At 70.7% G+C, this 14,343-nt stretch carries 11 protein-coding genes; 3 read left to right on the top strand and 8 right to left on the bottom strand.

Annotated features, from left to right (window positions below):
- Window position 1: 1 nt before the first annotated feature.
- From AB0J02_RS29535 to AB0J02_RS29570, 8 genes are all read right to left on the bottom strand, one after another.
- Window positions 2-1,594, bottom strand: coding sequence for an ABC transporter ATP-binding protein (locus AB0J02_RS29535; RefSeq protein WP_363196925.1), 1,593 nt, complete (start codon window positions 1,592-1,594; stop codon window positions 2-4).
- A 211-nt stretch (window positions 1,595-1,805) separates the two neighbouring features.
- Window positions 1,806-2,861, bottom strand: a complete 1,056-nt coding sequence (locus tag AB0J02_RS29540) for a BMP family ABC transporter substrate-binding protein (RefSeq protein ID WP_363196844.1) — start codon at window positions 2,859-2,861, stop codon at window positions 1,806-1,808.
- A gap of 226 nt (window positions 2,862-3,087) precedes the next feature.
- Window positions 3,088-4,149: a BMP family ABC transporter substrate-binding protein gene (locus tag AB0J02_RS29545; RefSeq protein WP_363196845.1), complete on the bottom strand. Its 1,062-nt coding sequence runs from the start codon at window positions 4,147-4,149 to the stop codon at window positions 3,088-3,090.
- Window positions 4,150-4,357: 208 nt separating this feature from the next.
- Window positions 4,358-5,599: an amidohydrolase gene (locus tag AB0J02_RS29550; RefSeq protein WP_363196926.1), complete on the bottom strand. Its 1,242-nt coding sequence runs from the start codon at window positions 5,597-5,599 to the stop codon at window positions 4,358-4,360.
- A gap of 275 nt (window positions 5,600-5,874) precedes the next feature.
- Entirely contained in the window at window positions 5,875-6,894 is a 1,020-nt protein-coding gene (locus tag AB0J02_RS29555; protein WP_363196846.1) for a hypothetical protein, read from the bottom strand.
- Between the two features lie 70 nt (window positions 6,895-6,964).
- A complete protein-coding gene (locus AB0J02_RS29560; protein WP_363196847.1) occupies window positions 6,965-7,933 on the bottom strand; it encodes an N-acetylneuraminate synthase family protein in 969 nt (322 codons plus the stop codon).
- Between the two features lie 12 nt (window positions 7,934-7,945).
- On the bottom strand, window positions 7,946-9,247 hold the full coding sequence (locus AB0J02_RS29565) for an N-acylneuraminate cytidylyltransferase (RefSeq protein ID WP_363196848.1): 1,302 nt from the start codon (window positions 9,245-9,247) through the stop codon (window positions 7,946-7,948).
- Window positions 9,248-9,333: 86 nt separating this feature from the next.
- Complete coding sequence (locus AB0J02_RS29570; protein WP_363196849.1) at window positions 9,334-10,659, bottom strand: DUF6716 putative glycosyltransferase; 1,326 nt, start codon at window positions 10,657-10,659, stop codon at window positions 9,334-9,336.
- A 198-nt stretch (window positions 10,660-10,857) separates the two neighbouring features.
- On the opposite strand from AB0J02_RS29570, the gene AB0J02_RS29575 reads away from it, so the two are divergent.
- Genes AB0J02_RS29575 through AB0J02_RS29585 form a run of 3 tightly spaced genes read left to right on the top strand, consistent with a single transcriptional unit; the run spans window position 10,858 to window position 14,338 of the window.
- Window positions 10,858-11,835 (top strand): glycosyltransferase family 2 protein, encoded by a 978-nt coding sequence (locus tag AB0J02_RS29575; RefSeq protein WP_363196850.1) that lies wholly within the window; start codon window positions 10,858-10,860, stop codon window positions 11,833-11,835.
- Entirely contained in the window at window positions 11,832-13,190 is a 1,359-nt protein-coding gene (locus AB0J02_RS29580) for a polysialyltransferase family glycosyltransferase (protein WP_363196851.1), read from the top strand. Before AB0J02_RS29575 ends, AB0J02_RS29580 begins: the two co-directional genes overlap by 4 nt.
- Window positions 13,187-14,338 (top strand): acyltransferase, encoded by a 1,152-nt coding sequence (locus AB0J02_RS29585; protein WP_363196852.1) that lies wholly within the window; start codon window positions 13,187-13,189, stop codon window positions 14,336-14,338. Before AB0J02_RS29580 ends, AB0J02_RS29585 begins: the two co-directional genes overlap by 4 nt.
- Window positions 14,339-14,343: the final 5 nt, after the last annotated feature.

A 14,343-nucleotide genomic window follows, 5' to 3' on the forward strand; every position in this document is an offset into this window, starting at 1 on the left:
ATCAGGACTCGTCCTCCGGCTGCCGGGCCGCGGGCGCCTCGGCGGCATCTTCTTCTGCGGGGTCTGCGTGTTCCAGGTGGCCGGAGGCCGCGCCGGTCATCGCCGAACCCAGTTCCTCCGGCGTGATCGTGGCCGGGTCGGCGTCGGCGACGAGCCGCCCGCGGTAGATCACCCGCAGGGTGTCGGAGAGGCCGATCAGCTCGTCCAGGTCGGCGGAGATCAGCAGCACGGCGAGGCCCTCGCGGCGGGCCTCGCGGATCTGGTCCCAGATCTGCGCCTGCGCGCCGACGTCGACGCCGCGCGTCGGGTGGGCGGCGATGAGGAAGCGCGGGTTGTGGCTCATCTCGCGGCCGACGATCAGCTTCTGCTGGTTGCCGCCGGACAGCGAGGCGGCGGTGACGTCGATGCCGGGGGTGCGCACGTCGTACTCCTCGACGATGCGGCGCGTGTCCTCCTGCGCCGCCTTGATGTCGAGCAGCACGCCGCGGGCGTTCGGCTTCTCGGTGACGTGGCCGAGGATGCGGTTCTCCCAGAGCGGCGACTCCAGGAGCAGGCCGTGCCGGTGGCGGTCCTCGGGGATGTACCCGATGCCCTGCTCGCGGCGCTTGCGGGTGGCCCAGGAGGTGATCTCCGTGTCGGCCAGTTCGATGGTGCCGGAGTCGGCGCCCTTGAGGCCGATGAGCGCGTCGATCAGCTCGGTCTGGCCGTTGCCCTCGACGCCCGCGAGGCCCAGCACCTCACCGGCGTGGATGGTGAAGGAGATGTCGTCGAGGAGCGGCCGGCCGCCCTCGGCGTCGAGCCGCAGGCCCTTGACGGTGAGCACCGGCCGGTCGGTGACGGTCGACTCGGCGGTCTCGGGGGTGGGCAGTTCGGAGCCGACCATCAGCTCGGCGAGCTGGCGGGGCGTCGTCTCGGCGGGGACGGCCGTGCCGACCGTCGTGCCGCGCCGGATGACGGTGATCTCGTCGGCGACGGAGAGGACTTCGCCGAGCTTGTGCGAGATGAAGATGACGGACAGGCCCTCGGCCTTGAGCTCGCGCAGGTTGTCGAAGAGCGCGTCGACCTCCTGCGGCACGAGCACGGCGGTCGGCTCGTCGAGGATCAGGGTGGTGGCGCCGCGGTAGAGGACCTTGAGGATCTCGACGCGCTGCCGGTCGGCGACGCCGAGGTCCTCGACGAGCACGTCGGGGCGCACGCCGAGGCCGTACCGCTCGGATATCTCCACGATCTTGCGGCGGGCCCGGGCGCCGATCCCGTACAGCTTCTCGCTGCCGAGCGCCACGTTCTCCAGGACCGTGAGGTTGTCGGCGAGCATGAAGTGCTGGTGGACCATGCCGATGCCGCGCGCGATGGCGTCGGCGGGCGAGGAGTACGAGACGGCCTCGCCGTCGATCGCGATGGTGCCCTCGTCCGGCTTCTGCATGCCGTAGAGGATCTTCATCAGCGTCGACTTGCCCGCACCGTTCTCACCGACGAGGGCGTGCACGGTGCCCTTGTGGACGGTGAGGTGGATGTCGTGGTTGGCGACGACGCCGGGGAAGCGTTTGGTGATGCCGGTCAGTTCGACGGCCGGCGGGCTGCTGGACGCGGTGATGGCGCACTCTCCTGGGAGACGGGGGCCTTCTACACGCGTAGAGCCCCTACGGCAGTACGAAGTGGACGCGAGCCGGTCAATTCGGGCGAATCGCGCGCGAATTGTGCGGCATCATCGTCCGACGCGGAGGCTGGCCCCGCCGCGAACGGGGTGCGGTAGCGTCCCGTCTCCGAGACTTCCCGCACCCCGTTCCCCACTCATGTCCCCGTGGTTACGGCTTGCTCTTGACCTTGATCTTGCCGCTGGTGATGCCCGTCTCGGCAGCCTTCAGCGCCTTCTGCATCGCATCGTTACCCGAGAACTCCGGGTTCGAGTCGGCGAGGCCGACCTCGCCCGACTTCAGGTCACCGGTGATGACGCCGGTCTCGGGCTTGCCGTCCTGGACCGACTTCGCCAGGTTGTACACGGCCGACGCCACGTTCTTCGTGGCCGAGGTGAGGATGTGGTCCTTGTACTTGGCCAGCGGCTTCTGGCTGTACTGGTCCGAGTCCACGCCGATCGCCCAGACCTTCGCGGTGGCGGCGGCCTCGATGACGCCCTGACCGGAGAGACCGGCCGCGTGGTAGACCACGTCGGCGCCCTTCTCGATCTGCGCCTCGGCGGCCGTCTTGCCCTTGTCCGGGCTGGAGAAGCCACCCTCCTCGGCGGTCTCGCTCAGGTACTGCTTGACGACCGTGATCTTGCTGTTCGTGTCCTTCGCGCCCTGCACGAAGCCGGCCTCGAACTTGTGGATCAGCGGCACGTCCACGCCGCCCACGAAGCCGACCGTGTTCGTCTTGGTGGTCTTCGCCGCCGCGACACCGGCCAGGTAGGAGGCCTCCTGCTCGCTGAAGACGAGGTCCGCGACGTTCTTCGCCTGGACCTGCGAGTCGTCGACGACACCGAAGGTGGTCTTCGGGTACTTCGCGGCGGCGGCCTTCACGGCCGGCGCGTACGCGAAGCCGATGCCGACGACCGGGTTGTAGCCCGACTTGGCCAGGGACACCAGACGCGCGGTCTTGTCCGCGTCCGTCTCGCCGTCGGTCGGCTCCTGGTCCTCGCCCTTGTAGCCGAATTCCTTCTCGGCCTTCTTCATGCCCTCGTACGCGGCGTCGTTGAACGACTGGTCACCACGGCCGCCGACGTCGTACGCGATGGCGATGCCCTTGGACTTGCCGCCGTTCTCCTTGCTTGCGGCGTCGCTGGAGGTGCCGCCACAGGCGGACAGGGAAGCGGCGAGAGCAACGGTCGCAGTGCCTGCGAGCGCTATTCGGGAAACCCGGCGCATGGGATGAGCTCCTTGTGTACAAGCACCGACGACGGACCGGACGGCGCTGGCTTCGCCGCAGATTAACGCGCGTAGAACGCGCATTGAACCCCCTCCGGCAGACCGTTATCCGTCCGTACTGAAAGCGACCGGAAGCGATCTTGTACGGACATACGGGCGCGCCCCGCATCCGCGTGGGATTCCGGGGCGCGCCTGTGTTCCGAGACGGGCGTGTACGACGTGGCGGCTACGGCTTCGTGGCCACGGTCACCTTGCCGTCGATGATGTTCTGCTTTGCCTTTGCCACGGCGTCCGCGAGACCGGCGATCTCCTGGTACTTCGGGTTGGTGTCGGTGATGCCGACGCCGCCCGCCTTCAGGTCGAAGCGGGTCACCCCGGACAGCGGCTTCTTGTCGTGGACCGACTTGGCGAGCTCGTACACGGCGCGGCCGACGTCCTTGGTCGCGGAGGTCAGGATGTAGTCCTTGTACGCGGCCAGCGGCTTCTGGTCGTACTGGTCCGAGTCCACGCCGATCGCCCAGACCTTCTTTGCGGCGGCGGCCTGGATGACGCCCTGACCGGAGAGACCGGCCGCGTGGTAGACCACGTCGGCGCCCTTCTCGATCTGCGCCTCGGCGGCCGTCTTGCCCTTGTCCGGGCTGGAGAAGCCACCCTCCTCGGCCGTCTCGGTCAGGTACTGCTTCTCGACCTTGACCTTCGGCTTGGTGTCCTTCACGCCCTGCACGTAGCCGGCCTCGAACTTGTGGATCAGCGGCACGTCCACGCCGCCCACGAAGCCGACCGTGTTCGTCTTGGTCGCCTTGGCGGCCGCGACACCGGCCAGGTAGGAGCCCTGCTCCTCGCTGAAGACGAGGTCCGCGACGTTCTTCGCCTGGATCGTGGAGTCGTCGATGATGCCGAACGTGGTCTTCGGGTACTTCGCGGCGGCGGCCTTCACGGCCGGCGCGTAGGCGAAGCCCACCCCGATGACCGGGTTGTAGCCCGACTTGGCCAGCGAGCCGAGCCGCGCGATCTTGTCCGCGTCGCTCTCGCCGTCGCTCGGCTCCTGGTCGTCGCTCTTGTAGCCGAACTCCTTGTCCGCCTTGACCATGCCCGAGTACGCGGCGTCGTTGAAGGACTGGTCGCCGCGGCCGCCGACGTCGTAGGAGATCGCCAGTCCGAGGTTCTTCTCCTTCGCCTCGTCGCCCGCCTTGTCGGCGCTGGTGCCGCCGCAGGCGGTGGCGGCGAGGGCGAGGCCGGTGACGGCCACGGCTATGTGCGTGAGGCGGGACGTACGAGATCGACGCATGGTGGACCGCTCCTTCGTCAACACGCCGCGTGGGGCGCTGAGTTCGGCGGAGCGTAACGCGCGTAGAAGGGGCGGGGAAGCGGGTCGGCTCCGCCGTTATCCGATCGTGCCGGGGGGGTGTTACGGCCTTGTTTCGCCGGGCTGCGGCGATCGTGCCGAGGTCGCGGGGCTGCGCCCCGGGCCCCGCTGCTCAATCGCCGCAGGAGCTTCAACCGTCCAGCAGTGCTGTCGCTGTGAAGAGTTCGACCCCTACCTTGATCGCCGCCTCGTCCACGTCGAAGTCGCCCTGGTGCAGGTCGCGGGAGGTGCGGTCCTCCGGGGGCTTCACACCCAGGCGGGCCATCGCGCCGGGGACGTGCTCCAGGTACCAGGAGAAGTCCTCGCCGCCCAGGCTCTGCTGGGTGTCCTCGACGGAGTCCGCGCCGCGGCGGACGGCCATGGCGGCGCGGAGGAGGTCGGTGACCACCGGGTCGTTGACGACGGGAGGGACTCCGCGCACATAGTTCACGACCGGCTTGGCGCGGTACAGGTCGGCGATCTCCTGGATGGCGCCGTGCACCAGGTCCGGCGCCTCGCGCCAGGTGTCGAGGTCCAGGCAGCGGACGGTGCCGGAGAGTTCGGCGTGCTGCGGGATCACGTTGCAGGTGTGCCCCGTCTCGAGCCGGCCCCACGTCAGGGAGAGCCCGGAGCGCGCGTCGGCCCGGCGGGCGACCAGCGTCGGGACGTCGGCGGCGACCTTCGCGGCGGCGATCACCAGGTCCGTGGTGAGGTGCGGGCGCGCGGTGTGTCCGCCGGGGCCGTCGAGCGTGACCTCCAGGCGGTCGCAGGCGGAGGTGATCGGCCCGTACCGCAGGCCGATGCGCCCGGCGTCGACCTTCGGGTCGCAGTGCACGGCGACGATCTGGCGGACGCCTTCGAGGGCGCCGCACTCGATCACGTCGGCGGCGCCGCCGGGCAGCACCTCCTCGGCGGGCTGGAAGATCAGCCGCACGGGGTGCGGGAGTTCACCGCGCCGGTGCAGCTCGGCGAGGACGAGGCCCGCGCCGAGCACGACCGTGGTGTGCACGTCGTGCCCGCAGGCGTGCGCGCGGTCCGGAACGGTGGAGCGGTACGCGCAGCCGGCCTTGGTGTCCGGGATCGGCAGCGCGTCGATGTCGGCGCGCAGCGCGAGCATGCCGCGGCCGCCGGTCCACTCCCCCGTCCCGGTCCCGATGTCACAGATGAGGCCGGTGCCGAGCCCGAGCACGCGCGGCGAGAGCCCGGCCTTCTCCAGGCGGGTCTTGAGCACGGCGGTGGTACGGAACTCCTGATTTCCCAGCTCGGGATGCATGTGCAGGTCGCGCCGGAAGGCGACGAGCTCGGCACGGAGGGCGTCGGGCAGCGCGCCGGGGAGCGCGCTGCCGGGGACGGCTTCCCCCGGCTGGTCGTCCTCGGACTCTCGGGGCTTCAACTGGTTCACCCTGTGAAGGGTAGGGCGATGCAGGTACCAACTAACCCTCGATCAACAAAACTTCAGCCAGATTGGGGTAAGAAATATGGCCGCGCTGCGCATGTCGATCGCTCGATGAGGGTATGACCTCTGTTTCCTTCTGTGCCCGGGCCGCGGTGGAGCCCACTGTCCGACGTATGGTCACGGCCCGGTCCGGCGCGCTATGGCGACGGCGGCGCCCGCCACGACGAACGCGGCTCCGACAAGCCCCGCGCTCGCTCCGCCCGGCCCGACCCTCACACCGCCCGCGCCCCCCGCGCCGACCCCGCGATCCCCGCGAGGAAGCCCTGCGCGTGGTCGGAGACGCCGTGGCTGAGCCAGGCCGGGTCGATCTCGCAGACCGCGACCTTCACGCCCGTGCCGTCCAGGGCGATCGGCAGGGTGTGCACGACCGTCGAGGGGAAGCTGAGGATCGTCCGGCCGATGGGGCCGCGGCGGGCGATGAGTTCGAGCGGGAGGTCGGGGCGGACGACCTCCAGGCCGGTCTCGGTGGCGAGGCGGTGGAGTTTGTCGGCGGCCTCGCGGCGGTGGGCGAAGTAGCGGGTGGCGCCGTGCGCCGCGGCGAGCTCGCGGACGGCCTGAAGATACCGGTCGAGGTCGACAACTCCCGTCTCCACCAGGGATGTTCCGACCAGGTCGGCGCCGCGGGTCAGGCGGGGCGGGCCGAAGCGGGCGCGGGTCCAGGCGTAGTCGTTCGCGGTCACCGTCACCCCGTCGGGCACCTGGTCCACCGGCATGGAGGTGAAGACGGACACGGAATGGCCGGGGCGCGGGGTGAGTCTGCGGCGGGCCGCTGCGGAGATGGGGGCGAAGGCCAGGTCGCGGGGGCTCGGGCGGCCGCCGCGCCGGTGCCAGCGGACGAGCCGTTCGCCGCGCGCCAGTTGGGAGATGAACTCCATGGTGGCGGTGCCGTCGTCGACGACGACCAGATCGCGGGCCCGGGTGATCGTCAGCAGCAGTTGTACGTAGCGGGAGAACGGGTCGCCTATCACCACGCGCTCTGCGGTGCGCAGCGACCCCGCGAGGCCTCCGACGGTCTGGAAGGGGGCGCTCGCGCCGCCGCGTGCTTCCTCCCAGCGGACCGAATGGCCTTCCTCGCGGGCGAGTTCGGCCATGCGGCGCAGCTGGCCGCGGGTCATCGGGTCGGTGGGCGAGAGCACCACGACGGTGGCGGTGGCCTGGGCGCGGTGGGCCCACTCCAGGACGTTGAGGAGCTGCACCGGGCTCTCGACGAAGCACAGGGTACTGCTGGACATGCGGCCCTCCCCAGGGACGCCGAGGCGGCCCGGCGTGGTCAACCACGCCGGGCCGCAGAGGAGTTGGGGGTCAGACGCCGACCGGCTCGCCGGCGGCGACGGCGATCTCCGACTCGGCGACGACGCCCGCGACACGGCGCAGCTTCTTCATCGGGCCGAGCTCGGACTCGTAGACCTTCTTGACGCCGTCACCGAGGGACTGCTCGATGGTGCGGATGTCGCGGACGAGGCGCGTGAGGCCCTGCGGCTCCACGGAGGCGGCCTGGTCCGAGCCCCACATGGCGCGGTCGAGGGTGATGTGACGCTCGACGAACGTGGCGCCGAGGGCGACGGCCGCGAGGGTCGTCTGCAGGCCGGTCTCGTGGCCGGAGTAGCCGATCGGGACGTTCGGGTACTCGGCCTGGAGGCTGTTGATGACGCGGAGGTTGAGCTCCTCGGCCTGCGCCGGGTACGTCGAGGTGGCGTGGCACATCAGGATGTTGTCGCTGCCCAGGACCTCGACGGCGTGCCGGATCTGCTTCGGCGTCGACATGCCGGTGGAGAGGATGACGGTGCGGCCGGTGGCGCGCAGGGCGCGCAGCAGCTCGTCGTCGGTGAGCGAGGCGGAGGCCACCTTGTGGGCGGGCACGTCGAACTTCTCCAGGAAGGCGACGGCCTCGGTGTCCCACGGGGAGGCGAACCAGTCGATGCCGCGCTTCGTGCAGTGCTCGTCGATCTGGCGGTACTCGTCCTCGCCGAACTCGACGCGGTGGCGGTAGTCGATGTACGTCATCCGGCCCCAGGGGGTGTCCCGCTCGATGTCCCACTGGTCGCGCGGGGTGCAGATCTCGGGGGTGCGCTTCTGGAACTTGACGGCGTCGCAGCCGGCCTCGGCGGCGACGTCGATCAGCTTGAACGCGTTGTCCAGGTCGCCGTTGTGGTTGATGCCGATCTCGCCCGTGATGTAGACGGGGTGACCCGGGCCCGCGGTGCGCGAACCAAAGGTGCGCAGACGGGAGTTGAGACCGAACGGAGAGTTCTGGGCGGGCTGTGCGGACATGGGGGGCGTTCCTTACTTGTCGAGGGAGTCGAGAGAGGGGCCGAGGATCCAGCTGGCGATCTCTCGGATCGCGCCGTCGCCACCGGGGGCGGTGGTGACCGCGCGTGCGGCGCCGCGTACGACGTCATGGGCGCTCGCGACCGCCACGGGCCAGCCGGCGACGGCGAAGCTCGGGAGGTCGTTGACGTCGTTGCCGACGTAGAGCACGCGCTCCGGCGCGATGCCCTGCTCCTCGCACCACTGCTTCAGCGCGAGGTCCTTGCGGTCGATGCCGTGCAGGACCGGGATCTTGAGCTTCCGGCCCCGGGCGGCGACCACCGGGTTCTGTTCCGTGGACAGGATCAGCATGTGCAGGCCGCTCCTGCGGAGGGCCGCGATGCCGAGGCCGTCACCGCGGTGCACGGTGACGAACTCCCGTCCGTCGGAGTCGATCAGCACCCTGTCGTCGGTCTGGGTGCCGTCGAAGTCGAGGACGACCGCGTCGATGTCCTCCCGGGTGGGGAGGACCGTCTCGCGCGACGCGTCGAAAAGGGGGGCCAGCGCGCGGGCGCGGGCCAGGTCGTGCGGGTCGTCGATCTCCAGGACCTTCGCGGGGTCGGTGCGCACGAGCTCGGTGCGGCCGAAGAAGCGGTGCTCGTGGCGGCGGAAGCCGGTGGCCTCCATCGCGTAGACGGCGCCGGTCTCCAGCAGGTCCTGGGGGCGGTCCTGGCGCATCTGGCGGAAGGACTTGTCGTGGTTGACGCCGTAGCCGCCGGCGGTCGCGGGTGCCTCGGTGACGAGGGTGTCGGTGCCGCCCAGCGCGGCGGACCGCCCGGCGGCGACGGCCCCCGGCTCGTCCGCCGCGTCGCGCCACACGAACCCGTGGAAGGGGGCGACGGTCAGGGCGCTGTCCGCCCCGTTCGCGACGATCGCGCGGACCACCCCGTCGACGTCCTCGCGGGCGATGAACGGGCTGGTGCACTGCACGAGCAGGACCACGTCCACGGCCGCGCCGTGCAGCGCCTCGTGCGCGTCCATGGCGTGCAGCACGGCCGCCTCGGAGCTGGACTTGTCGCCCGCGATGGCGGCGGGCCGGATGACGACCTCGGCGCCCGCCTCCCGCGCGGCCGCCGCGATGGCCTCGTCGTCGGTGGAGACGACGACGTCGGTGACCTGCCGGGTGGCGAGGCACTCGCGCACGGCGCGGGCCACCAGGGGCACGCCGCCGACCTGGGCGAGGTTCTTGGCCGGCACCCCCTTGGAGCCGCCGCGGGCGGGGATCACGGCGAGGACGCGGCGGACCGGGGTCGCCTGTCCCGCTTCCGGGTCGGTCATGTGGGTTGCTCCTTCGCGGAGTTCGCGGAGTGGGGGGAGTTCGCGGGGCTCGGGACGTTCGGGGCGCGGTCCGGTGGCACGGGGAGTCACAGCTCGCCCATCCGCCGGATCACGGGGGCGACGCGCTGCACGCCGTGCCGGTAGGCGCCGCGGGCGGCCCGGCGGACGATCTGCCGCACGGCGCCCGGCTCCTGGTCGGCGGCGGGCGCGCCGGGCAGCGGGCTGCCGTCGGGCGCCAGGTGGTGGCGGGCGAGGATGCGCGGCAGGTAGCCGGGGGCGGTGGTGGGGCTGTAGTACGGCTTCAGCGGGGCCTGCCGCGGGTGCGCCAGAAGCTCGGCGACCCTGGCCCGCGCCCCGTCGAAGGCGCTCTCGTACGACCCGTCGGCGGCGACGCCCTGCCGGGCCACCCACGCGGGGTCCGCCTCGGGCAGCTCGCCCGCGTCCAGCTGGTCCCACGAGACCAGGCAGCCGGAGCCGGTGAAGTGGTGGTTGCCGAGCGCCTCGCGCACCCCGAGGTCGGTGAGCAGCGCGGTCGGGACGCGCCGGTGCAGGGATTCGAGCGCGGCCGTGGAACTGACCGTGACCAGCAGGTCCGTACGGTCGAGGACCTCGCCCATGTTTCCGTATACGAGACGGAAGTTGGGTGGCGGAGTCAGCCGCTGGACGAGCTTCTGGTACGGGACTTCCTCGATGTGCGTGGTGTGCTCGCCGGGCTTGCTGCGCAGCTTGAGCAGCACCTCGCGCTCGGGGTGCGCTCGGGCGTGCTGCACCAGGCGGTTGAGCAGGTACATCCGGTCGGCCGGGCTGTCCGGCACCGACGGCTGGGCGGCGAAGACCACGGTGTACGGGTCGTGCTCCTCCTTGTAGGCCTCGCCGCCGAGGAACGGCAGCGCGCACTCGGTCACCGCCGCGGCGTCCGCGCCGACCCCCTCGTACACGGTGCGGAACCGCTCCGCGTCGTACCGGGAGTTGGCGAGCACCACGTCGGCGCCGTGCCGCAGCAGCAGCCCGTCGGTCAGCTTCTCGTAGACGACGCCGACATAGCCGGTGACGACGACGGGCCGCTTCGCCGACTCGCGCCAGGCGTGGCCGAGCCCGTGCAGTACGGCCTGGACGGCACCGCCCACGAGGGCGAGGACGACCACGTCGTACGCATCGGATTCGCGCTCCATCTCGCGCAGGAACTCGACCGCGGTGACCTCGCGCAGCCGGTCGGCGCGGGCGCCGACCTCGGTGAGCTGGCGCGGGGTGGGGGTGGCCCGGCCCCGCAGCAGGAATCCATCGAGGGCAGGGCGGCCGGCGCTGCCGGAGTCGGAGGTGAGCCGGGCCGCGGTGAGCGCGCCCCATTTCCATCGGGTGTCGGAGTCTGCGAGTACGGCGATCCGCCGTTGCTCGGCTGTACTTGCTGGCACACCGAGAAAGTTAGGAAGCGATTTCGAGCCGCGGCCCAACCGGAGTGCAACAAACGGTTAACAGCACACCGACGAATGGCGAATCGGCCCGGGAAATGCCCTGCGGAGTGGCTGGTTCACGGTCCCGCCACACGTCGTTCACCTGGCATCAAGTTCCCGGCCAAGACGAATGCCGGACCGCCGCCTAACGTCACGGACGTGGTCAAGCTCTCCGTCATCGTGCCGTTCTACAACGTGCAGCAATATGCACCCGACACCCTGAGAAGTCTGCGGGCGAACGCGCGCGACGACTTCGAATTCATTCTCGTCGACGACTGCTCCAAGGACGAGACTCCGGACATTCTCGCGCGCGCCGAGCGCGAGCTGCCCGGCGCGGTCGTCGTGCGACACGAACAGAACGGGGGACTCGCCACCGCCCGCAACACCGGCCTGGACGCGGCACGCGGCGAATACCTGACATTCCTCGACGGTGACGACTGGCTCGCGCCGGGCTACTACCCCCGGCTCCTGTCCGCCATCGAGGGCCTGGGCTGCGACTTCGTGCGTACGGACCATGTGCAGTGCACGGCGCGGGCCCGCACGATCCACCGCGTGCCGCACGGCAGGCGCGACGTTGTCCTCGATCCGCGCGAGGCGATCCTGCCCGCGGACCGCTCGACGTCCGTGGACTACGCGTACGCGTGGGCCGGCATGTACCACCGGCGCCTCGCCGACGAGGGGCTGCTGCACTTCACCGACGGACTGCGCACCGCGGAGGACCGGCCCTGGATCTGGCGGTTGCACCGCGAGGCGAAATCCTTTGCCGCGGTGAGTCCGCTGGGCGTTTTCTACCGGCGCGGTGTCGCCTCGTCACTCACTCAGATCGGCGACGTACGCCAGCTCGATTTCATTCGCGCATTCGACCAGGTCGTACGGGAAACTGCACAGGACCGGGATGCCGATCAGCTGCTGCCGAAGGCCGTGCGCACGTACTGCGCCATCATTTCCCACCACTTGGGATCCATCGAAAGGTTCGAACCGCCTGTGGCGCGCAAATTGAAATCCCTCAGCGCGGCGGCGCTCAAGCGCATGCCGCAGCGGGTGCTCGACGAAGCGCTCGACTCGATGGACGTCGAGCGCGCCACGCGGCTGCGCCGGCTGCGCCGCCGCCCGGTGAGCACGGAGAGCGCCGCATGACGAAGAGCACGACGAAGCGCACGACTCGCATCCTGCTCGCTTCGACCCTGTACGGCACCGCGACGCTCGCGGCCGCGCTGGACGCCGCCCGGTTCGCCCCGGCGGACCGCACGATATTGCTGGTCGCCAACAACGCGGCGACGCCCGAGACGACGCCGGCCGTCGACGAGATGCCCGGCTTCGAGCTGTTGCGCGGCCGCTTCGACTCCGTCCTGTCCTGGAACGAGGCGATCTCCCCGTTCCATCCGGGTGGCTGGACCCCCCGCCCCGACGATCTCCCGCTGTGGGAACGGCACTTGCGGCTGCTGTGGGGACTCGGCGACGACGACATCGAACTGGCCGTCGAGTCCATCCAGGTCAACCCGGCGATGGCTGTCGCGCAGATCTTCACGGGCGCCCCGGTCGACGTGTACGCGGACGGCCTGATGAGCTACGGCCCGACCCGCAACAAGATCGACCCACTGGTCGGCACCCGCGTGCGCCGCCTCCTCCACCTCGACCTGGTGCCGGGCCTCAAGCCGCTGCTGCTCACGGAGTTCGGCGTCGAGCCCGAGATCGTGCCGACGGACGTCTTCGTCAAAGTTCTCGCCGAACTCGGTGATCTCGCGGGCGCGTTGCCGCACGTGGCCGGTGAACCCGCCCTGCTGCTCGGCCAGTACCTCTCCGCCCTCGACATCCTCACGGCCGAGGAGGAAGAGGACCTGCACGTACGGATGATGCGCGGCGCGTCCGAACTGGGGCACCGGCACATCGTGTTCAAGCCGCACCCCACGGCCCCGGCCCGCTGGTCGCGCACCCTGGAGAAGGAGGCGGAGCAGCTCGGCATCGAGCTGACCGTCCTGGACACCCCGGTCCTCGCCGAGGTGATCTACCAGCGGATGCGCCCGGCGCTGGTCGTCGGCTGCTTCTCCACGGCGCTGCTCACCGCATCGGCGCTGTACGGGATCCCGGTGGCCCGGGTCGGCACGTCGACGCTCCTCGACCGCCTCGCCCCGTACCAGAACAGCAACCGGGTCCCGGTCACCATCGTCGACGCGCTGCTGCCCGAGCTCGACGACCGCGCCGGCGTCGAATCCCAGGAACAGGGGCTGTCCGTCGCAGAGTTGACCGATCTGCTGCGGGCGGTCGGCTTCGCGATGCAGGCCAGGATCTACCCGGATCTGCGCCCCGCGGCCGAGCGTTATCTCTCGACGCGGCTGGACGGTCACACGTGGCGGTACTTCAAGCGCCGCCGCCTGACCTCCCTCGCGCTGCCCGGCGCCGTCCCGTCGCAGCTCGCGTTCATCCCCCGTAACGCGGCGGTGCGCAGGGTCGCCAAACGGGCCCGTTCCTTCAAGCGGGCCGCACTCGGATGACCGTCACCGACCCGACTCCCGCGCTCCCCGCGCCCGCACCCCAGCCGGCGGCCGCCGCCCCGGCGCGGACGAAGCGGGCCGCGCCGCGCCTGTACGCCCTCGACGGCCTGCGACTGATCGCCGCGCTCATGGTCGCGGCCTACCACTACGGCGGCCGCGACGGTGAGGTGTCCCACGCCTGGGGCACCTCACCGCGCACCCAGTTCCCGTCCCTGCACGGCTGGTTCGCGTACGGCTGCCTCGGCGTGCAGATCTTCTTCGTGATCAGCGGGTTCGTGATCTGCATGAGCGGATGGGGCAGGCCCCTGAGGTCCTTCTTCGCCTCGCGCGCGAGCCGCCTGCTGCCGTCCTACTGGGTGGCGATCGTGCTGGTCACCGCGGTCTTCGCGGTGCCCGTCGTGGTCTACAAGGCGGTCTCGCCGAGTGACGCGCTGGTGAACCTGACCATGCTCCAGCAACCCCTGGGCGTGGACCGGGTGCTGGGCGTGTGCTGGACCCTGTGGGCCGAACTGCGCTTCTACGCGCTGTTCGCGCTGTGCGTCGTTCTTCCGGGCGCGACCCGGCACCGCGTCGTGCTGTTCTGCGCGGTCTGGACCCTGGCCGCGGCGCTCGCCGAGGCCACGGACGAACCCCTGCTCACCCTCACGCTCATGCCCGAGTACGCCCCCTTCTTCATCGGCGGCATCGGCCTGTACCTGGTGCACCGCGACCGGCGGGACGCGACGGCCTGGGGCATCGTCGCCGTGAGCTGGCTGATCGGGCAGCACTACGCCGTCGACCGGCTGTGGCACGCCCCGAACCCGGACTTCTTCTCGTACCGCACCTCGTTCGGGATCATCGCGGTCATCACGCTCGGCTTCGCCGCGGTGACGGCGATCGCGATCGGCTGGACAGCGTGGGCGAACTGGCGGTGGCTGTCGGTCGCGGGCGCCCTGACCTATCCCTTCTACCTGGTCCACGAGCACCTGGGCTGGGTGACGATCGAGACCCTGCACCGCCACGCCGGCCTGCCGTCATGGGCCACGTTCGTGGCGACGATCGGTGTGATGCTGATGCTCGCCTGGCTGCTGAACCGCTACGTCGAGAAGAGGGCGACACCCGCGCTGCGCAGAGCACTTGACCGGAGTGCGGGCAACGCGCGCGCTTGACCGCC

The organism is Streptomyces sp. NPDC050264, from assembly GCF_040655895.1.
In the GTDB taxonomy this organism is placed as follows: domain Bacteria; phylum Actinomycetota; class Actinomycetes; order Streptomycetales; family Streptomycetaceae; genus Streptomyces.

What these genes read in the sequence shown, in the direction of transcription:
- AB0J02_RS29585 (WP_363196852.1), top strand. Translation starts at nt 13,187, where the DNA reads ATGACCGTCACCGACCCGACTCCCGCGCTCCCCGCGCCCGCACCCCAG.
- AB0J02_RS29545 (WP_363196845.1), bottom strand. Translation starts at nt 4,149, where the DNA reads ATGCGTCGATCTCGTACGTCCCGCCTCACGCACATAGCCGTGGCCGTC.
- AB0J02_RS29540 (WP_363196844.1), bottom strand. Translation starts at nt 2,861, where the DNA reads ATGCGCCGGGTTTCCCGAATAGCGCTCGCAGGCACTGCGACCGTTGCT.
- AB0J02_RS29565 (WP_363196848.1), bottom strand. Translation starts at nt 9,247, where the DNA reads ATGACCGACCCGGAAGCGGGACAGGCGACCCCGGTCCGCCGCGTCCTC.
- AB0J02_RS29560 (WP_363196847.1), bottom strand. Translation starts at nt 7,933, where the DNA reads ATGTCCGCACAGCCCGCCCAGAACTCTCCGTTCGGTCTCAACTCCCGT.
- AB0J02_RS29555 (WP_363196846.1), bottom strand. Translation starts at nt 6,894, where the DNA reads ATGTCCAGCAGTACCCTGTGCTTCGTCGAGAGCCCGGTGCAGCTCCTC.
- AB0J02_RS29580 (WP_363196851.1), top strand. Translation starts at nt 11,832, where the DNA reads ATGACGAAGAGCACGACGAAGCGCACGACTCGCATCCTGCTCGCTTCG.